Source organism: Clostridium sp. HBUAS56010 (assembly GCF_007115105.1).
Taxonomy (GTDB): domain Bacteria; phylum Bacillota; class Clostridia; order Lachnospirales; family Lachnospiraceae; genus Lacrimispora.
This window is the reverse complement of record NZ_SULJ01000005.1, coordinates 128,513-148,167: the sequence shown is the minus strand read 5'-3', so window position 1 is coordinate 148,167 and position 19,655 is coordinate 128,513. Positions and strand designations below refer to the sequence as shown.

Sequence of the window (19,655 nt, the reverse complement as noted above, 5' to 3'; positions counted from 1 at the left end):
ACTGGGAGAAAGTGTTCTTAAAATGTCTTATTTTCTTCTTGACAGCAGATAGATTTATAAGTATAATAAAAGTGTTCCTAAAATGTCTTAAAATATAAAAGCGGGCAATTTTACTCTGTTGTTTCGCTAATTCGATTTGTGTTATAGGAGGTGTTAATTGTGAACGAAAAAAACGGAGACTTTTTGAGTATGGCCAATCAGCTGCAGGAAAAGTTGGTTATGTACAGGCATCATCTACATGCGATTCCGGAACTTGATCTGAGTTTGCTCAGAACGACTGCTTATGTAAAAGAGATGTTGGAGTCGATCGGTCTTACACCCACTCCTGTGGGAGAATCAGGCTTAATGGTTACTATTGGCGGACAACGCCCCGGAAAGGTGATTCTTATCCGTGCGGATATGGATGGGCTGCCAATAAAAGAAGAAGCGGATATTTCCTTTGCGTCATTGAATGGAAATATGCATGCATGCGGTCATGACCTGCATACTTCCATGCTGCTGGGAGCTGCGGAGATACTAAAGGAAAACGAAGAGCAGCTTTGCGGCACGGTCAAACTTATGTTTCAGCCAGGGGAAGAAACCCTGCACGGGGCAAAGATGATGCTTGAAAATGGGATTCTCGAGAATCCAAAAGTGGATGCGGCAATGATGCTCCATGTGTTGTCTGGAATGCCAATTCCTGCGGGGCAATTTGTAATTCCTGAGGCTGGAGAAGCGATTTCGACTTCTTCAGATTGGTTCGAAATAATCATCCACGGAAGAGGTGCGCATGGAGCAATGCCCGATGCCGCGGTGGATCCTTTAAATGTAGCTGCTCATCTTCATTTGGCGCTGCAGGGTATCATAAGTCGTGAAATCTCTCCGATTGAGAGTGCAGTTCTTACAATTGGAGTGATGGAAGGTGGAAGTACGAATAATGTGATACCCAATATTGCCAGAATGAAAGGCAGTGTACGCACATTTAACGCCGTATTGCGTAATAAAATTGAAACCCGTATTCACGAAATTTCTAATGGTATTGGGGAAACATATCATGCAAAGGTAGAGGTGATTTATACCAGGGGCTGTCCTGAGGTAAAAATTGACAGCGGACTTAACCATCAAATGAGAACTACTATTACAGACACCTTTGGCGCCAGTTCGTTTATCAATCTGACACAATTGATACCCGGTGGTAAATTAATGGGATCGGAAGACTTCGCATTTGTAACACAAGCGGTGCCAAGTACCTCAGTTTTTATTACCGCAGGCAATTCCCAAGAAGGTTATAGCTACCCTATGCATCATCCAAAGGTAATGTTCTCGGATGATGTGCTTTATAAAGGAGCTGCGGCTTACGCTGCTTTCGCCAGAGACTGGCTTGAAAGTAATAGATAATATCCAAACAAAACAAGGAGGAATTAAAATGACAGAGAGACGTATGATTGGACCAACAAAATTTGAAGAGTACTCGGAGAAGTACAAAGAATTTCTATTAATGACCCGTCGTGACGGAATAATTGAAGTGCGGTTGCACACCGACGGGGGGCCTTATCATCATAATTGGGAAGCCCATACTGCATGGTCTCATGCATGGTCAGATATCGGCCGTGACCCTGAAAATGAGGTTTTGATTATATCTGGAACAGGAGATAAATGGGTTGTTGGAAACCCCGATGTCTGGAACACTAAATTTATGGATTGGCCGAAGCAAAAGAAACTGGAACAGTATCATGAATCGCTGAGACTGCTTGAAAATATGATATTCTGTATCGACATCCCTACAATCGGGGCGATCAATGGACCGGGAACACACTGCGAAATCGCAACGCTCTGTGATATTACTATTTGTACGGAAGACGCGGACTTTTTTGATCCACATTTTCTAGGTGGTACACCTCCTGGTGACGGAATGATACTTACACTTCAGAATATGTTAGGCTTTAAGAAAGCAGCATACTACGCATATACTGGTAAGAATATCGATGGAAAGACAGCATTGGACCTTGGAATCGTCAGTGAAGTGCTGCCCCGTGAAGATCTGCTGCCCCGTGCATGGGAACTGGCAGAGATGATAATGCAGGCACCTCGTTCCACCAGACATCTTACTCATTCCATTTTATCTCGTCCTTGGAAACAGGCCTTAGTTAACGATCAGGGATTCCATCTTACTCACCAGATGTACGATATGGCGATAGATGAAGAAGGTGTTCTTGAAAGACTGACGAAAATGAAAGAGCGTTTAACGGGCAAATAAAGCCACTGGCAGTTATCTGCTATTCAAGGCAATGACATAATGGCAGAGGGGCTAAACCGACTTGCGCTGTAACACGAAAGCTAGGCGGCCCCTTTGCTAATTCTATTTATGAAAGGCATAAATTTTAGAAAAAGAGGAAACGAAATGTCAGAGAGATGTATGGTGGGACCTACAAGATTCGAAGAATACTCGGAAAAGTATAAAGAGTTTTTCTTAATGACCCGCCGCAATGGCATACTCGAAGTACGTATGCACACGCGGGGGGAATCGCTTCAGTTTGACTGGCCAGTTCTGACCGCATATGGAAATGCATGGTCAGATATTGGTCGTGATCCTGAAAACGAAGTAATGATTCTCACGGGAACGGGCGATAAATGGCAGGTGGCAAATCCTGAAATCTGGAAAACAAAATTCATGGACTGGCCGAAGAAGGATAAACTGGACATGTATCATGAAACTTTGAGAATGATTGAAAATATGATCTTTTGTATTGACATCCCTACAATTGGGGTGATTAATGGTACAGGATCACACTGGCAAATGGGAATATTATGTGATATTACAATTTGTGCTGAAGACACAGATTTTTTCGATGCACATTACCTGGGCGGCGTTTCTCCTGGTGATGGAATCATCTTAGCACTTCAGAATTTGATAGGCATTAAGAGAGCGGCATTTTGCGCATATACGGGTATGAATATGAATGCACAGACAGCATTAGATTTGGGTATAGTTAGTGAGGTACTATCTCATGAAAAGCTTCTTCCCCGTGCATGGGAACTTGCAGAGATGATAATGCAGATACCTCGCTCTACGAGACATCTTACGCATTCGATTATATCACGCCCATGGAAAAAAGCTCTTGTCAGTGATCAGGGATTCCAACTTGCACATCAGATGTACGACATGTCTATTGATGAAGAGGGTGTGCTTGAAAGGTTGATGAAAATCAAGGAACGTTTTCAGGAGAATGAATGATTGGCTATTTTCGGTAAAAGAATATGGTATTTCCTCGTTTTGTCCGATTCGACGAACTGGCCTGCAATTAGTTGAATGTATGGGTCATGAAGAAAGAAGGTCGCTTGAACTTCAAAAAGCGCAGAGAAAGGGGAAAAAGGTGATATGAAATCATTGAAAGAATTATATAAAGTCGGCAGTGGACCGTCTAGTTCCCATACAATGGGGCCGGAAAAAGCCGCTAGAATCTTTAAAAGTGAAAATGAGAGAGCAGAACGCTTTAAGGTATTGATTTATGGTTCCCTTGCAAAAACGGGCAAGGGTCATATGACTGACAAGGCCATTATTAAAGCTATGTCACCAGTTCCAACTGAGATTGCATTTATTACTAATGCTGATTTTATTCTGCCTCATCCCAATACCATTGATTTTTTTGCTTATAAAGATGGATTGCAAATAGCAACCATGCGTGTTGTAAGCGTTGGTGGTGGGGATATTGTTATCGAGGGGCGGGAGGAGATGTTGGCATCGGATGTATATAAGCAAAATACTTTTACAGAAATCGCTAAGTTCTGTAAAGAGAACAACATCTGCCTAAGCGAGTACATCGAGCAGTGCGAAGGCAAAGAGATTTGGGATTTTCTTTATGTAATTTGGGGCTCGATGAAGCATTCTATTAGCGAAGGGCTTACAGCCACAGGTATTCTAGAAGGCGGTCTAAACGTAGAAAGAAAAGCGCAACTTCTATATAACCAGAGATATATCGATGAGAGCCCGGTGATGCGGGAAAACAGGCTTGTCTGTGCTTATGCTTTCGCCGTAAGCGAACAGAATGCCGCCGGTGGCACAATCGTAACGGCCCCAACTTGCGGCGCTAGTGGTGTGATGCCGGCAGTACTCCTTTATATGCAAGAGAAGATGCAAGCCACGGACGAACAAATCCTACGGGCAATGGCAGTTGGCGGCCTCATTGGCAACTTGGTCAAGCAGAATGCATCCATCAGCGGAGCTAAATGTGGTTGCCAAGGGGAAGTTGGAACTGCTTGCTCCATGGCGTCGGCCGCACTAGGGGAGTTGTTTGGTATGGATATCGACCAAATTGAGTATGCAGCGGAAGTTGCATTGGAGCACCATTTGGGGCTGACCTGTGATCCAATTTGCGGACTTGTACAGATTCCTTGCATTGAACGAAATGCCGTGGCTGCGATGAGGGCTATCAATGCGGTAAGCCTGGCGCATTTCTTGTCAAACACACGTAAGATTACTTTTGATCTGGTTGTCAAGACCATGTATGAAACTGGACTGAACATGAGTAGTGATTACCGCGAAACTGCAGAAGGTGGGCTCGCCAAGCTTTACAGAGTAGAATGTTAGCTCAGCCATGAGGTCCACCGAGGGGGTACCGGTGTCAAACTGCTTCTTTTTGGTATCCTCAAAACAACTGGAGGGTGCTATTCGGAGTATTAAAAAACGACTATGAGTTCCAAAGATTCTCACTTCGTGGGAACACCAAGGTAAAATTGGAAATACTCTTGCTTAATGTATTTATGCTGTAAAAATCAGATAGCTTATAATTTAAAAAGGACCTTACAATCATAGAAGCACTTACAAATTAAACATCCATTAATATTGACAGTAAAAAGGACTTAGATTATTATCATAATGAGCAGAGATATAAAAAGTTCTGATATTTCTCTCATAGTATATAACGGAGAAAATGTTGGGCTTGAAATTGCAAAGATCAAACGGTTTTTCTTTGAAGCATGATATTGAACATGAAGGGAGTTAGAGATGAAGGTTCTAATGGTGGGCTATTTTACTGAGATTTCAAAATTAAATATTGCAAGGCAATTTCCCGGAGACTGGGACGTTGTAATTGTCCCACCCGGAGAAGAAATGTTGCATCATATTGAAGATTGCCAGGTTATAATACCTGAGCATATTAAAGTTGATCATAGACTGCTTTCTATTGCAAAAAAATTAAAATTGGTACAAACGGGTGCAGGATATGATAATGTGGATATCAATGCCTGCACACAGCTTGGTATTTGGGCGGCCAATGCTGCAGGAGTGAATGCACAGGCAGTGGCAGAGCATGTAATGGCGCTGATGTTGTCTTATTATAAGAACATACCGTTTCTTAATGCTTTCATGAAAAACAGAATAGATGAAACACAATTGAACTATACAGGAAGTGAATTAAAAGGCAAAACGATTGGTATTATCGGGTTTGGCGCCATCGGCAAAAAAGTTGCTGAGTTTTGCAGGGTTTTTGGTATGCATGTGCTTGTATATGCTAGAAATGCTAATGTGCAGTCTGATGGCTTTGTTAAAATGACGGATTTTGATCATCTTGTAAGTGCATCAGACATAGTAACTGTACATGCTTCTCTGAATTTGCAGACCAAGCAGCTAATCAATAAAGAAGTATTTAAAAAAATGAAGAATACTGCACTTTTTATCAATACAGCCCGCGGTGGGATTGTCAATGAAAGAGACTTAATTGATGCATTAAAAAACGGAGATATTGCAGGTGCATGTCTGGATGTGTTTGAGTCTGAACCACTTCCAACTGACAGTGAACTCCGGGATCTGAGAAATGTGATACTTACTCCCCATACGGCAGGCATGCCTGACGGCCTTAAATTTCATGAAAAAAGATATGCTTTTTTTGTGAATAATATAAAACGTGTAGAAAATGGTGAAGAGCCGGAAAGCAAGCTCAATCAGTTATAATAACTTGATATAATAAGAATAAGAGTCTTTAGGCGTGTTTTTCATTAGGTTTATTTTATAAATAATTGATTTTAGGTAAGGCAGACAGCAGATTAAACAGTCTGCCTTTGTTGCAGTTTGGTACGTAAGAGTTCACCTATATTAATGGCTCTTAAAAAATCTGAAATAAAGATAAAGGCTTTTGTTGGCGTTCGTAGTTAGAAGCAATTAGTTGTTCGTTCTATAAAAGCAGTAGCGACGGAGTAAAGAAATCCTCCCAACTCAACCGTATTCCATTACTGATTGGGGGCTAATGAACTGTAGGTGTATAATTTTGCAAATATTTGCCTATATAAGATAAATATGAATTGTGATAAACTGTATTTTTGAAAATGGCACCCTAAAAGCACAAATTTTACGGAGGTAAAGCCAAAGGTTTGGAACCAAAAAATCTTATGCATTAGTTTTATATTATACCAAAACAATTTTATAAAGTAACCATCTAGCAGAAGTATGAGAGGTCATGTTTTTCTTTTTTAGAAAGCATAGCCTCTTATTTATTGCCTGATGCAGTGGTTAAAAAGACTGGAGGAAACAAAATGGCAAATAGAACAATGCGTATTTTTCTTACTCTGAAGATTATCACCTATGCGACGCTGGATGGATTGTCGAAGCACACCCACACCTTAAGAATCCAATGTTGTGTCTGAATCATGACGCGGCAGGGATTGAAGTCACCGGCCGAATTAAGGAGATTCTCTGTGAAAAGAATTATTGCGATTCTGCCTATATGGACATAACGGTTCTCCACTCGGAATTTAAGGACTGGAATGAGGATTTAAAGGTGCTTCATGGTATTGCTCCCTTTCCGGCGCAGGAGTAGCCGAAGTGGCAGCTTCTGCCACAGGTGTGTTCAGGAGAACAGGAAATTTGCCAATCGTAACGCTGATTGCAGCCGGATTAACCATGTTTGGTAATTACCGACTTGACAAAAGTGTATGGCAGCCATATACTATTAGCGCAATAAGAATAAAATTGCAATCATATAATGGCATATAAAATGCTTTGGAGATATTTATTGGGTATTAATTTGTATGAAAGGAATCTTACTGGGGCACAAGAGGGTGGGGCATTAAGCTATATACATAGAGATAGAACAAGGAGAAATTTATGCAGAAATCAAACAAATGTCAGGAAAAAAACATTTCATTACACTCATCAAAATCTATGCCTTTTATGCTGGTGATCGGAATTATATTTATTGCGGCGAATTTGCGCTCCCCTTTGACGGCGGTCGGCCCAGTAGTTGATCAAATTCGTAATAGCTTGCATATTTCTAATACACTAGCCGGAATGATAACAACATTCCCTCTATTTGCTTTTGCAGGTTTTTCACCCTTTGTGCCAAGGCTGGCACGAAAATACGGCACTGGCTTGGTGCTGTTTTGGTCACTTGCTTTTCTGACACTTGGAATAGGGTTACGTTCAGTGTTTGGAGAAATCGGGCTATTTTTTGGAACAGCTATACTTGGACTATCAATCTCTGTTGGCAATGTACTGGTACCCAGCCTTATCAAACGTGATTTTTCCAAACGAGTTGGTTTAATGACGGGCGTTTATAATGCTTCTATGAGCCTTTTTGGAGCAATTGCATCAGGTGTTAGTATTCCTGTTGCAGTGAAAGCGGGATTAGGCTGGGAAGGAGCGTTAAGTATTTGGTCGGCTCTTAGCCTTTTTACTCTTATCCTCTGGACACCCCAAGTAATACATAAAAAACAAAAAAATGTTCGTGAAGAAGTGGTCAATAGTGATAATAGTGTAAAAAAAATAAGTGCAGAGGGATATGGGATAAAAAACATAAATGAATCAGCTATTAATGAGGTCCATTTGTGGAGATCCCCTTTGGCTTGGCAAGTGACAATATATATGGGATTGCAGTCAATGGTTCTTTACTGCATGTACGCATGGTTGCCCAATATTTTAATGAGCCAAGGAATGAAATCGGGTGAAGCAGGATTGATGCTCTCTCTTTGCCAGCTTACGTCGATCCCTTTTGGATTTATAGGCTCTGTCCTAGCTGGGCGTAAATCAAATCAGCGTCCTATGACTATCATTGCGTCTCTGTGCGTTTTGTCTGGACTTCTTGGGGTTTTCTTCGGAGAAACGAGACTTGAACTAATATGGATGATCTTGTTGGGCAGCGGTACAGCGCTCACTTTTAGCATGTCTCTGATATTTTTTAATTTCAGAACCCAAAATGCGGACCAGGCGGCTAGGCTGTCCGGAATGGCACAATCGGTTGGCTACCTTCTAGCTTCTTTTGGACCGATGATTTTTGGACTTCTGCATGATATAACAAACAACTGGACATTGCCGCTCATTATCCTGATAGCAGTTTCGGGCATATGCTTATTTGTAGGGCTTGGAGCATCGCGTGATCTGTTGGTCACTTCCTCTGGTAAATCTCGAAAGCATACTTTATGAAAGAGGTAGAGCTGTGTTTATGGCCTTACTCAAAAGACCGCTGTTGTTCTTTGCTTTACAGGAAGATTTATTTTTCTTGTAATTTAGCCATATAAATGTCAGAATTAAAATTTATTCTTATAGCGCTTGAGTTTTGGCACTTGATCTTATTGTTTACGAACAGCTTTTATGATGATTTTTTGCCTGTTATGTAGTATTTGATTTCCATATGAGAAATTATATCTAATAGTGACTTGACAAAAGCGTATGGCAACCATATACTAATGATATGGAAAAGATTAAAAACAACAAACATAAAATTGCATATGAATCTTTAGATTTGGCGTTTGCTTTAATGGAGTTGGATAAAAAGACACGTTATTACGGTACAGATGTGCCAATTTTCAACTCCGAAATACATGTAATAGAAGCATTAGCCGAGCACCCATATATTCATGTAGGCGGCCTGGCGGATATTCTAGGAGTAACAAAAGGGGCTGCTTCCGAAATTCTCAAAAAGCTGGAGAGAAAGGCTCTAGTTAAAAAGGAAGTTGATGAGTTTAATTTATCTAGATACTCACTGAGTCTAACAGAAAAAGGGGAAAAAGCTCATAAAAATCATATGCACTACCATGATATTTTAAACGGTATGGTGGAAGATGAACTACAGAATGCGTCTGAAGAGGAACTGGAGTTTATGTTAAGCTTCTTTTCATCCATGATAAGCAGGATAGAAAAATTTGATGAAAATATAGTTAAATAAAAATTTTGCATAAGTGTATGGTAGCCATACGCATTTTTAACACAACAGAGTTAGGAGGTACTAACATGAAAAAGAAAAAGTTAGAACAGCATATGTATGATAATAGTGAGGCTGGAGAACGGAAGTATCAACAAAAGCTGAAAGCTGACCAAAGTATGTTTCAAATGTTTTTTAGTTCTTTTTCCCGATACTACTGGGTTCCATTTTATCCATATGGTTATCCGGTGTTCCCACAAACAGATTTGCTGGTCAAACAATCGGAGAATAACATAAATGAGAATTGCTTAAAAAGCAAAGAAACCAAATAATTGCGCCAAAGCGTATGGCAACCATACGCATCTTGCCAAAGGTTAAAAGGGGTGGTTTGCTGTGCAACAAAATAGATATCGTTATTCGGAGAAAAAAATAAGTCCTTCAAGGGAGGAATATTTAAAGGCTATATATAAGCTATCTGAAATGACTCAATTAGTGCGTTCAATTGACATTGCTGAATATTTAGGAGTTTCAAGGCCTAGTGTTCATAACGCTGTGACTAGGTTGCAGGAAGAAGGAATGCTCATCAAGCCTTTGGGCGGTGAAATTCAGCTTACTGCGGAGGGGCGCAAAAAAGGAGAAATCATTACAGCTAAGTTTCGGATTATAAGACACTTTTTAAACTCGTGTTGTAATGTTAGTGAACCGACAGCAAGTGCAGATGCTTGTAAGATGGAGCATATTATCAGTGACGAGTCTATATCAGCTCTAAAAAAATATTTGAATTTAGAACATGGAGATGACCCTTGAAGTATAAAGGACTTTTTTGAGCAAAGGTTAGTCTGTGCTTACTTGAAAACAGAACTCATGAACAACAAGCGGCATGTATGGCACTTCCGAGGGACTGTGAACACAGCAGCTTCAAGCTCTTAGCAGTGGATTATGCCGCTCAAATATAGAAAGAAGAGGTATAAAGATGCAGAAAACACTATTGAAGATTGAGAACTTACATGCATCTGTTGAGGAAAAAGAAATCCTCAAAGGGCTGCATTTAGAAATAAAGGAAGGGGAAATTCACGTTTTGATGGGTCCCAACGGCGCGGGAAAATCCACTTTGGCAAATATTATTATGGGACATCCGGGCTACAGCGTGACAGACGGACACCTTTATTTTGAGGATGAAGATATTACGGAAGCAAAAACCAACGAACGAGCGAAAAAGGGGCTATTTCTTTCCTTCCAGGCTCCGGAGGAAATTCCAGGTATCACCATGGAGAATTTTTTGAAATCAGCAAGAGCGGCACTGACTGGTAAAGAAGTAAAAGCATTCCCCTTTCACAAAGAAGTGCTTGCGAAAATGCAAGAGCTTCAAATGGATGAAAGCTATGCTAAGCGTCATGTGAACGTCGGTTTCTCCGGCGGGGAAAGAAAGAAGAGCGAAATATTCCAAATGCTGATGCTTGATCCTAAGCTGGCGATTCTGGATGAAACAGACTCTGGATTGGATGTCGATGCCGTTAAAACTGTATCTTCAGGCATCAATCAGTTTAAGAATGATCAAAACGCAATATTAATCATCACCCATAATACCCGGATCTTGGATCAGCTCCGCGCGGATTACGTCCATGTTCTAGTAGACGGAAAGATTGTCAAAACCGGAAATGCGGATCTGATTGAGCAAATCTCGACAACTGGTTTTGTCTCAATGGAAAACTCAATCGGAAAGTGAGGTGCAAACGATGGAGAAGAAAAAAACAATTGTAGAAGATATCAAGCGTGATCTTTATGATATTAAAAACCCAGATAAGGACAGCTATCACATTACCAGAGGACTGACCAAGGAAATTGTCAGGGAAATCTCGTCCTTTAAGAACGAGCCCTCATGGATGCTGGAGCTTCGGCTGGCTTCACTGGAAACCTATCATGCCATGGCTATGCCGAAGTGGGGACCATCCCTTCATGAGCTGAATATGGATGAGATCGTTACTTATGTGCGGCCGAAGGCTTCTGCAAAGGGAAGCTGGGAGGATGTTCCAAGCGAGATCAAGGAAACTTTTGAGCTGCTGGGGATTCCGGAAGCTGAACGGAAATCTCTTGCCGGTGTGGGCGCACAGTATGATTCCGAGGTTGTCTACCACAGTATTAAAGAGGAGCTGACAAAACAAGGAGTTGTCTACCTTGACATGGAAACCGCAGTAAGAGAACATGAGTCTTTGGTACGGGAGTATTTTATGAAGCTCCTTCCGGCAACCTCACATAAATTTTTGGCTCTGCACGGAGCCGTATGGTCCGGCGGCTCGTTTGTCTATGTACCGGAAGGCGTGGATGTTAAGATTCCCCTGCAATCCTATTTCCGCTTTAATGCCCCCGGCGCCGGACAGTTTGAGCATACCCTGATTATTGTGGAGAAGGGCGCTAAGCTGCACTTCATCGAAGGCTGCTCCGCACCCAAGTATAATACCATCAATCTGCATGCCGGTGCGGTGGAGTTGTATGTCAAGGAGGGCGCGACCCTGCGATATTCCACTATTGAGAACTGGTCCAAAAATATGATGAACTTAAATACGAAGTGCGCGCTGGTTGAGAAGGACGGCAGCGTGGAATGGGTTTCCGGCACCTTTGGCTCCCATATTACGATGCTTTACCCTACCAGCATTTTAAATGGAGAAGGCGCGAAAACCGACTTTACCGGCGTAAGCTTTGCAGCAAAGGGACAAAATCTGGATACTGGTTCCAAAGTCGTACATGCCGCTCCCCACACCTCGTCAACTCTCAGCTCGCGGTCTATTTCCAAGGATGGAGGAATTGCCGTATACCGCAGTTCGGTCAATGTCCTGCCTCAGGCACACCATGTAAAATCCGCGGTAAGCTGCGAATCCTTGATGATGGATTCCCTCTCCCGCGCGGATACGCTGCCGGTCATGGACATCCGCAATGATGAGGCGGATATCGGACATGAAGCAAAAATCGGACGGATTAGCGAGGATGCGGTCTATTATCTGATGACAAGAGGAATGGATGAATTAGAAGCCAAGGCTTTGATCGTACGGGGGTTTGTGGAGCCCATTACCAAGGAACTTCCCTTGGAGTATGCGGTTGAAATGAATAACCTGATTTCGATTGAGTTGGAAGGCAGTATCGGCTAAAGGAGGTGCCAGAAATGAACCAAGCGTTTAAGAATTTAAATGAAATTCCTGTTTTGACATGGAGTTGGCTTCATGTCAATGATACAGATTTAAAGCAGGGCTTCCCTGCAGTTTTACCATATCAAAAGAACCCAGTGCAGGGCGTGCTGCCAGTTGAAGCGGAAGTGTCATCTTATGAAAAGCTGGGAGCCTTCCCATTTGAGCAGTTGCCTGTCATTAAAGCAAAAAAAGAGTTGCAGGCGTATATGTTGGAAAAGCGTAACAGCGGATATGTGATTCGGATACCGGAAGGAAGAGAAATGGACAAGCCGATTCTCCTTTCCTATGTTCTTGACGGAATATCCCCTGTCTTGACGGACGACATTCTGATACTGGCTGAAAAAGGAAGTAAAGCCACTGTCATAATCCAGTACACCTCTGAGGCAGCTGACACCGTTTCTCATAGTGGAATGACCCGTATTCGGGCAGAAGCCGGTGCGGAGATAACACTTGTCAAGGTACAGATGCTCTCGGAAGGCAGCAGCCATGTGGATCACGTGGCGGCTTCTATAGAGGAAAACGCAAAAGTGCAGGTACTACTGGCGGAGCTAGGCGCGCAGGAATCCATTACCAATTGCAGTCTTGATTTGATTGGGGAAGCCGCAGAGGGACGGATTGACTCTGTTTATCTGGGAGATAAGGAGCGCAGGCTAGACATCAACTATATCGTTACCCATTTTCAAAAAAATACCGTTAGCAATATTTATTCCAGTGGTGTCATGGCTGACCGGTGCGAGAAGGTGTTTCGAGGCACCATTGACTTTATCAGCGGTGCATCAGGCTCAAAAGGAAGTGAGAAGGAAGTCACCGTATTGCTAAGCCCTGATATCATAAACGTCTCAACTCCCCTTCTTTTGTGCGGAGAGGAAGATGTGGAGGGTGCCCATGCAGTCAGCACCGGTACGATTGACGAGGACAGGCTCTTTTATCTGATGACCCGTGGCTTTGATGAGACGGAGGCAAAAAAGGTCATTGTTGAAGCTTCTTTTTCACCGGTCCTTGAGAAGATTGAGGATGAGAAACTGAGGGAGAACATCTTCTCTTACGTGAGGGGAAGGTTGAGTCATGTTTAATCCCTATATACAAGATTTCCCTGTTTTAAAACAAACTGTCAACGGAAAGCGGCTGGTTTATTTGGATAATGCCGCTACGACGCAGAAGCCAAGGGCGGTCATAGATGCTTTGACTGCGTATTACAGCAGAGATAACGCCAATCCCCATCGGGGCGCTTATGCGCTCAGCGTCCGGGCGACCGAGCTTTACGAATCGGCGCGGGAAACCGTCCGGGCATTTATTGGAGCAGGCAGTACGAGAGAGGTGGTGTTCACCAAAAGTGCCACAGAGTCCTTAAATCTTCTTGCTTACAGCTATGGAATGAACACCCTTCAGGAAGGCGATGAAATTGTAATTTCCATAGCTGAGCATCACAGCAATCTGGTACCTTGGCAGCAAGTGGCGACAGCTAAGAAAGCAAAGCTGGTCTATTTGTATCTTGACGAAAACGGCATGATTCCGGAGCAGGAGATTGAAACCAAAATCTCTCAAAAAGCAAAAATTGTATCGGTTACTCATGCCTCCAATGTGTTGGGGGTCATGAGTCCCATGGAAAGCATTGTAAAGAAGGCACATGAGGTCGGAGCCATCGTCATTGCGGATTTGACGCAGAGTATTGCCCATAGAAAGCTTGATGTTGCGAAGCTGGATTTGGATTTTGCCGTATTTTCGGGCCACAAGATGTATGGACCTATGGGAATCGGCGTGTTATATGGAAAAGAAAAATATTTAGAGCAGATGCCGCCGTTCCTGTTTGGGGGCGATATGATCGAAGCTGTGGGCGAACAGTCAGCCACCTTTGCTCCCCTGCCCCAAAAGTTTGAGGCGGGAACTCAAAATGTGGAGGCGGCCGTGGGGCTGTCCGCAGCCATTCAGTATATCCAGACCATTGGGTTTGGCGAGATTCAAAGAATTGAAAAGCCTTTGATTCAGTACGCGCTGCAAAGACTCGGTGAGAATCCATATCTTACTCTTGTGGGCAGTTCAAATCCAGAAGAGCGGACAGGGGTCATTTCATTTAATGTGAAGGACATTCACCCCCATGATGTAGCCTCTATTCTGGAAGCCGATGGTATTTGCATTCGTTCCGGTCATCACTGTGCTCACCCGCTGATGAGCTATTTAGGATTGACGGCTACGGCACGCGTCAGCTTGTGCTTTTATAATACGGAGGAGGATATTGATCAATTGGCGGAGAGCCTGAAGCATGTCAGGAGGTGGCTGGGTCTTGGATCTGAGTGAAATTTATACGGAAGTGATTGCAGAGCACAGTAGGTCTGCAAGAAATAAAAGAGAAATGGAGAAGCCGGATTTCGTGATGGAAGGCGTTAATCCAAGCTGCGGAGATGAGCTGGCCATTGCAGTGAAGTTTTCCGAAACGACCATTGAGGATATTGCCTTTACCGGCTCCGGCTGTGCGATTTCACAGGCATCCGCCTCAATCATGGCGGATTTGCTGCGGGGAAAATCTTTGGATGAGGCACAGTCGATGATTGCGCTTTTCTTAAGCATGATAAAACGTGAAAACACGGATGACGCGTCCTTGGAAGCACTGGAAGAAGCAACTGCGCTCAAGAACATTTCTAATATGCCGGCGCGGGTAAAATGCGCAGTTCTGGCATGGCATACCATTCAGAAAGCAATTGAGAAGCAGAATACAAATGATAAATTGTATTGACTCTTAGATATTATTGTAGAAATTCTAATAGCTTATCGGCGCAAGTGTCGCTGTAGATTTATGGAGAAGCGCGGAACTTGATGCACGAATTACAGAGACAGCCGAAATTGTTGGACATGGAAAAGAATGCCCAATTCATAACAAACAGATAAAACAAAGTAGGAGGGAAAATGCATGATTAAGCTTACTGTGTCCAACGAGGATTATTTAAAAGCCATCTTCGAACTGGATTGCGGCAATGGAGTCAGGATAGTAGACATTGCTGACAAACTGAATGTGGCGAAATCAAGTACTTGCGTTGCAGTAAGCCTTTTGCAGGAAAAAAAGCTAGTGGAACGTGATGGTGAACGTAGAGTTGTCCTTACCACTAAAGGAAAATCAGAGGCTGAATTAATAGTAAATAAGTTTACAATAATTAAAAAGTTTTTAAGTACCATTTTTAAAATAGATGAAAAAAGTGCAGATGCTGAGGCTTGCGATTTAGAGCATGTCGTGAGCGTAGAGACTTCCCAGGCTATGATAGAAATCTTGAATTTCGTAAACGTCCATTGTCGATGCTGCCAGAAAGAGAACTGCCCGATAAGCAGTCCGACATTTTAGAACGTAAAACGGAAGTTCTAAATATATATGTATTATTTTTTAATGATATTTATTGATAGAAAAAGACCGCGTGTTGAATACGCGCAGCCTTTTTCTATTATGAGCTGTAATAATTCCAGAGGAGAAATGAACAATATGCATTTGAAAAATTTAAGCGATAGTAAACGTGGTCAAAGGGGAAAGATTCACACAATTTCTGGAGAAACCCGATTTTTGAACAGAATCATTTCGATTGGATTAACAATTGGCAGTGAGTTGGAGGTAATCCAAAACAATAGAAAGCAACCGATCTTGGTTTTCGGTAGAGATACAATCATTGCAATTAACCGCAATGAAGGAGAACGAATTGTCTTGGAGGTGACAGAATAGTGGGAGTTCAGACAAATATAACGATAAAGTCCCCTCAAGTGAATAAGACTGGTCTGCATTCAGAACCTTTAATTGCATTGCTGGGACAGCCGAATGCAGGAAAATCCACATTGTTTAATGGACTTACTGGTTCGCACCAACATGTGGGTAATTGGCCGGGTAAAACGGTAGAACAAAAAGAAGGGTACTTCATACAGGACGGAAAAAAATATACCGTTGTTGATTTGCCAGGTACATATAGTTTGTCAGCAAATTCTCAGGAGGAAGTTGTTACACGGGATTATATAGCAGAGGGAAAACCCGATCTGGTTTGTGTCTTGGCAGACGCTTCGCAGTTGGAGAGAAGTCTTTTTTTACTTGCAGATTATGCGGGTATTACAGTACCCATTATTTTGTTAGTCAACATGATGGATGTCGCTGGAGAACAAGGAAAGAAAATTGACTCCGCTATCATTTCTAAAAAGCTAGGAATTCATGTGGTACCTTTTACTGCTTCTGATCTCAAGGGATATTCCGCTTTCTATGATGCAGTGAAAAAAACGCTAAATAATCCTTGCACGCTTAGGGCTGATGCACTTATGGATTTTTATAAGGAAATGCCGGATGCACCATATCAAAGACTTTGCGATCTGATGCCCTCAGAGGGCATCGGTGCCTATTCGCCTGCCTGGCTTGCGGCGAAGCTCATCGAAGGTGATTCGATGGTACATGCGACCGTGAGCGAATTCCTTAAAGAATCAGAATTGGTTGAAGTAAACAAGTTGTTGTCAAGCGTAAAGGACGGTAGTTTGTTAACTGGTAACTGCAAGTTTAGATGGATTGATAGTATCCTTAAAGGTGCCGTAATATCTACTCGTGCAGACAAACCAAAGATGAGCCGATTTGACAGGGTCGCTACCAGTCGAACATGGGGAAAACCACTGGCTATTACTATCATTATACTAGCGCTGATTGTTTCCTTCATTCCTGCTCTTCCACTAATGCTTCTTGGCAAGACGGGCATGGGTATTTTGGGCACTATTGTAGCAGAAGCACTTGCTTCTGTTGGGGTACCACATATATTAGTTTCTTTTCTTTGTGATGCAATTATTAGTGCCATTGGTTTTGTTATTTCTATGGTTGGGTTTGTTTTAGGAATAAGCTTTGTGTTTGGTTTTTTGGAGGAAATTGGATATATGGCGAGAATTTCCTATGTATTTGACAATACCATGTCCAAGCTTGGACTCCAGGGCAAAGCGGTTATGCCATTTCTCGTCAGCTTTGGATGCACCATAGGCGGAGCTGCCGGGACAAGGGTTATTGATACATGGGGACAAAGAGTTTTGACCATAGCGCTTGCATGGGCAGTACCCTGCTCAGGCACATGGGCGGTGGTGGCGTTGGTAAGTGCCACCTTCTTTGGTGCAGGTGCGCCACTTGTTATTATCTCATTGTTTGCGGCTGCTTTACTTCATATGATAATCACCGCTAAGATATTTAAAAATTCGCTTGTGAAAGAATCGGATAAGACAGGACTGATTATGGAACTTCCGCCTTACCATAAACCAAAGTGGAAAAACCTATTCCGTTTTTTACTTAATCGCCTTAAAGATGTATTCGTTCGTGCCTTTAAGCTTATCGTCTTGGTATCAGTTGTTTTCTGGATGCTTTCTTATACAAACGACGGTGATATCACCCATAGCATCATTTATAAAATCGGAACTTTTATTGAACCGGTTACTTCAATATTCGGATTAAAGTGGCGTATGTTTATGGCTTTTGTAGTCTCCGGCATGGGCAAGGAAGCTGCACTCGGCGTGATGAATACATTGTTTAGCGTTGGCAGTACAGTAAATTTGAGTGATGCATTGCTTAATGGCGTTTCAAAGGCAGAAGCATTAGCTTTTATTTATGCGTTTACATTTAATATACCCTGCATTTCTGCACTAGCCGCAACCTACGAAGAGACACATTCTTTAAAATGGGTTTTACGTATTACCGGCTACTATATTGCAGCTGCACTGATAATGTCTTTTGTTGTTTACCATATTGGTTTATTAATTTTCTAGGAGGTGGCAACATGCTTACAAAATTACTTAATTTACTGGAAGGTGGGCAGCGTTGTTCACTGGAAGAACTGGCCAAGCAATTAGATACAGATATTCCTGCTGTAAAAGCTCAAATAGAGTATTTGGTACAGATTGGAATTCTAAAGCAGGTCACGGCAGAAGTTCCAACCTGCACTGGGTGTACCGGCTGTTCTGATCAAAATGGCTGCGGTTTGGATTTTACTCCTTATGTGATGTGGGAGAGAGTCAAATAAAGTTTCATATGAAGAGTCTCAAGATTATATTAAATAAATCTAATAGTTTAAAAAAATGGGATCTATGATAATTGGTAATGAACCACCAAATAATTCAGAGTAAGATAACAATTTGCTGAATAGTAAATTTGGGCAAACCAGCCAAAAGGCAGGGACGCAAAGCCATAGGGTCTAAGGCGTTTTCGGACGTTATGATAGCCTGGCTGCCAAAAGCCGTACAAGGGTCTGCCCTCTCCAACAGAGGGCAGGCCCTTGCACTTTTTTAAGACTTTGGGCGGATCGTTTGGACATCGGGATATTGGCTTTCGCTCCACACCGAAACGAAAGAGGTACTCCTATGCGCATTATCTTATTCCATCCCATGCAGAGGTGGAGTTAAAGACGGTGCAATCCGTCTAAACCACTTTTTACATACACAATTTCATAAGCATATTCTAAAAAAGTCAGTAGTTTGCCTTGTGCGAACTGCTGACTTTTTCTTTTCGACAAAAAAACTATTGCAACGACGCAATCTTTCAAGAAAAGGAGATTTCGGAGTTGCTTTATATATAAATATGTCAAATCCTCGTTGTCGATCTCCCCCGCTTGTTCTTCATTTTCTGATCTTAAACATCACGAAATGGAGGACAAGCCCTATGGCAAAACGAATTAAAATCAATTATCGGAAGAGATACCCAGAAGCAAGCGATGGAGTCATTGAAGTCTTGGAAAAAAGCGACCGCAAAATGGAATATCAGCAATATGACCTAAAGGTGGAACGGTGCCAGATTGACAGCTTAAATAGAACGGTCACCTACATACCTAGCAGGGAGGATTCCTATGAACGGTTAATGGGAGAAAATCGACAGTTTGTGGCAGATCAAGAAAGTGTAGAGGATGCAGCTGTAAATGCTTTATTGATTGAAAAAATGCTTTCTAGCTTGAAATTGCTTACGCCACAAGAACAAGAGCTGATATCAGAATTGTTTTTTGTGGGCAAAAGTGAGTATCAACTGGCAGCTGAAACAGGTATTCCACGTATGACAATTCACAACCGTAAAAGACGAATACTGGCTCACCTGAAAAAACTTATAGAGAAGTAAAAATAATTTGGTCCAACCCCCTCGCTCAACGTGGAAGTAAGTGAGGGGGTTTTTCTATTCTTCCTTTTGCTCCTTGAAAATTTCATATCCGGCAGCATCAATACATGATCTGTCCAGCCGTGTGAAAAGCGGCAGCGACCTTGATGGGCGCGCCAAAACTGCCTGCGGATTGGATATGGTGGTATATATATCACCTTATCTGTCCGTCGAACCGATGGCATCGAAGGTGACGAGCGAGAACGCCCGGTCATAAAACAGCTTATGGTGAGCTGTATCGCA

Annotated in this window: 20 protein-coding genes and 1 riboswitch; all 20 genes read left to right on the top strand. The window is 42.4% G+C overall.

What is annotated here, in order from left to right; all coding sequences use genetic code 11:
• Positions 1 to 159 precede the first annotated feature (159 nt).
• The 20 genes from FAY33_RS10200 to FAY33_RS10105 all read left to right on the top strand — a co-directional run bounded on the left by FAY33_RS10200 (position 160) and on the right by FAY33_RS10105 (position 19,376).
• Complete coding sequence (locus FAY33_RS10200) at positions 160 to 1,377, top strand: M20 family metallopeptidase (RefSeq protein WP_243126680.1); 1,218 nt, start codon at positions 160 to 162, stop codon at positions 1,375 to 1,377.
• Between the two features lie 28 nt (positions 1,378 to 1,405).
• Positions 1,406 to 2,236 (top strand): enoyl-CoA hydratase/isomerase family protein, encoded by an 831-nt coding sequence (locus FAY33_RS10195; RefSeq protein WP_143321125.1) that lies wholly within the window; start codon positions 1,406 to 1,408, stop codon positions 2,234 to 2,236.
• Between the two features lie 144 nt (positions 2,237 to 2,380).
• Entirely contained in the window at positions 2,381 to 3,214 is an 834-nt protein-coding gene (locus FAY33_RS10190; RefSeq protein ID WP_143321124.1) for an enoyl-CoA hydratase/isomerase family protein, read from the top strand.
• Between the two features lie 144 nt (positions 3,215 to 3,358).
• Positions 3,359 to 4,567: an L-serine ammonia-lyase, iron-sulfur-dependent, subunit alpha gene (locus FAY33_RS10185; RefSeq protein WP_143321123.1), complete on the top strand. Its 1,209-nt coding sequence runs from the start codon at positions 3,359 to 3,361 to the stop codon at positions 4,565 to 4,567.
• A gap of 417 nt (positions 4,568 to 4,984) precedes the next feature.
• Positions 4,985 to 5,929, top strand: a complete 945-nt coding sequence (locus FAY33_RS10180) for an NAD(P)-dependent oxidoreductase (RefSeq protein ID WP_143321122.1) — start codon at positions 4,985 to 4,987, stop codon at positions 5,927 to 5,929.
• 676 nt (positions 5,930 to 6,605) lie between these two features.
• Positions 6,606 to 6,791, top strand: coding sequence for a toprim domain-containing protein (locus FAY33_RS10175; RefSeq protein ID WP_143321121.1), 186 nt, complete (start codon positions 6,606 to 6,608; stop codon positions 6,789 to 6,791).
• A 287-nt stretch (positions 6,792 to 7,078) separates the two neighbouring features.
• Positions 7,079 to 8,392, top strand: coding sequence for an MFS transporter (locus tag FAY33_RS10170; RefSeq protein ID WP_143321120.1), 1,314 nt, complete (start codon positions 7,079 to 7,081; stop codon positions 8,390 to 8,392).
• A gap of 268 nt (positions 8,393 to 8,660) precedes the next feature.
• Positions 8,661 to 9,134, top strand: coding sequence for a MarR family winged helix-turn-helix transcriptional regulator (locus tag FAY33_RS10165; RefSeq protein ID WP_143321119.1), 474 nt, complete (start codon positions 8,661 to 8,663; stop codon positions 9,132 to 9,134).
• 65 nt (positions 9,135 to 9,199) lie between these two features.
• Entirely contained in the window at positions 9,200 to 9,442 is a 243-nt protein-coding gene (locus tag FAY33_RS10160; protein WP_143321118.1) for a hypothetical protein, read from the top strand.
• A gap of 61 nt (positions 9,443 to 9,503) precedes the next feature.
• Entirely contained in the window at positions 9,504 to 9,917 is a 414-nt protein-coding gene (locus FAY33_RS10155; protein ID WP_143321117.1) for a metal-dependent transcriptional regulator, read from the top strand.
• A gap of 166 nt (positions 9,918 to 10,083) precedes the next feature.
• Positions 10,084 to 10,836, top strand: coding sequence for a Fe-S cluster assembly ATPase SufC (sufC, locus tag FAY33_RS10150; protein ID WP_143321116.1), 753 nt, complete (start codon positions 10,084 to 10,086; stop codon positions 10,834 to 10,836).
• Positions 10,837 to 10,846: 10 nt separating this feature from the next.
• Positions 10,847 to 12,253 carry a Fe-S cluster assembly protein SufB gene (gene sufB, locus FAY33_RS10145; RefSeq protein ID WP_143321115.1) on the top strand — a complete coding sequence of 469 codons (1,407 nt, stop codon included), beginning with the start codon at positions 10,847 to 10,849 and terminating at the stop codon, positions 12,251 to 12,253.
• A 14-nt stretch (positions 12,254 to 12,267) separates the two neighbouring features.
• Positions 12,268 to 13,365, top strand: a complete 1,098-nt coding sequence (gene sufD / locus FAY33_RS10140) for a Fe-S cluster assembly protein SufD (RefSeq protein WP_143321114.1) — start codon at positions 12,268 to 12,270, stop codon at positions 13,363 to 13,365.
• Complete coding sequence (locus tag FAY33_RS10135; RefSeq protein ID WP_143321113.1) at positions 13,358 to 14,587, top strand: cysteine desulfurase; 1,230 nt, start codon at positions 13,358 to 13,360, stop codon at positions 14,585 to 14,587. The genes sufD and FAY33_RS10135 overlap by 8 nt, the downstream gene beginning before the upstream one ends.
• The gene (gene sufU, locus FAY33_RS10130) at positions 14,574 to 15,023 is read left to right on the top strand and encodes a Fe-S cluster assembly sulfur transfer protein SufU (RefSeq protein WP_143321112.1); all 450 of its coding nucleotides are present in this window, start codon (positions 14,574 to 14,576) and stop codon (positions 15,021 to 15,023) included. The genes FAY33_RS10135 and sufU overlap by 14 nt, the downstream gene beginning before the upstream one ends.
• Positions 15,024 to 15,197: 174 nt before the next feature.
• Positions 15,198 to 15,623, top strand: a complete 426-nt coding sequence (locus FAY33_RS10125) for a metal-dependent transcriptional regulator (RefSeq protein ID WP_143321111.1) — start codon at positions 15,198 to 15,200, stop codon at positions 15,621 to 15,623.
• Positions 15,624 to 15,650: 27 nt separating this feature from the next.
• Complete coding sequence (locus FAY33_RS10120; RefSeq protein WP_347562677.1) at positions 15,651 to 15,992, top strand: ferrous iron transport protein A; 342 nt, start codon at positions 15,651 to 15,653, stop codon at positions 15,990 to 15,992.
• Positions 15,993 to 16,030: 38 nt separating this feature from the next.
• Positions 16,031 to 18,040 (top strand): ferrous iron transport protein B, encoded by a 2,010-nt coding sequence (gene feoB / locus FAY33_RS10115; protein WP_243126693.1) that lies wholly within the window; start codon positions 16,031 to 16,033, stop codon positions 18,038 to 18,040.
• 11 nt (positions 18,041 to 18,051) lie between these two features.
• The gene (locus FAY33_RS10110) at positions 18,052 to 18,294 is read left to right on the top strand and encodes a FeoC-like transcriptional regulator (RefSeq protein ID WP_185967575.1); all 243 of its coding nucleotides are present in this window, start codon (positions 18,052 to 18,054) and stop codon (positions 18,292 to 18,294) included.
• Positions 18,295 to 18,415: 121 nt separating this feature from the next.
• Positions 18,416 to 18,505: riboswitch (cyclic di-GMP riboswitch) on the top strand.
• Between the two features lie 424 nt (positions 18,506 to 18,929).
• Entirely contained in the window at positions 18,930 to 19,376 is a 447-nt protein-coding gene (locus FAY33_RS10105) for a sigma factor-like helix-turn-helix DNA-binding protein (protein WP_143321109.1), read from the top strand.
• Positions 19,377 to 19,655 lie beyond the last annotated feature (279 nt).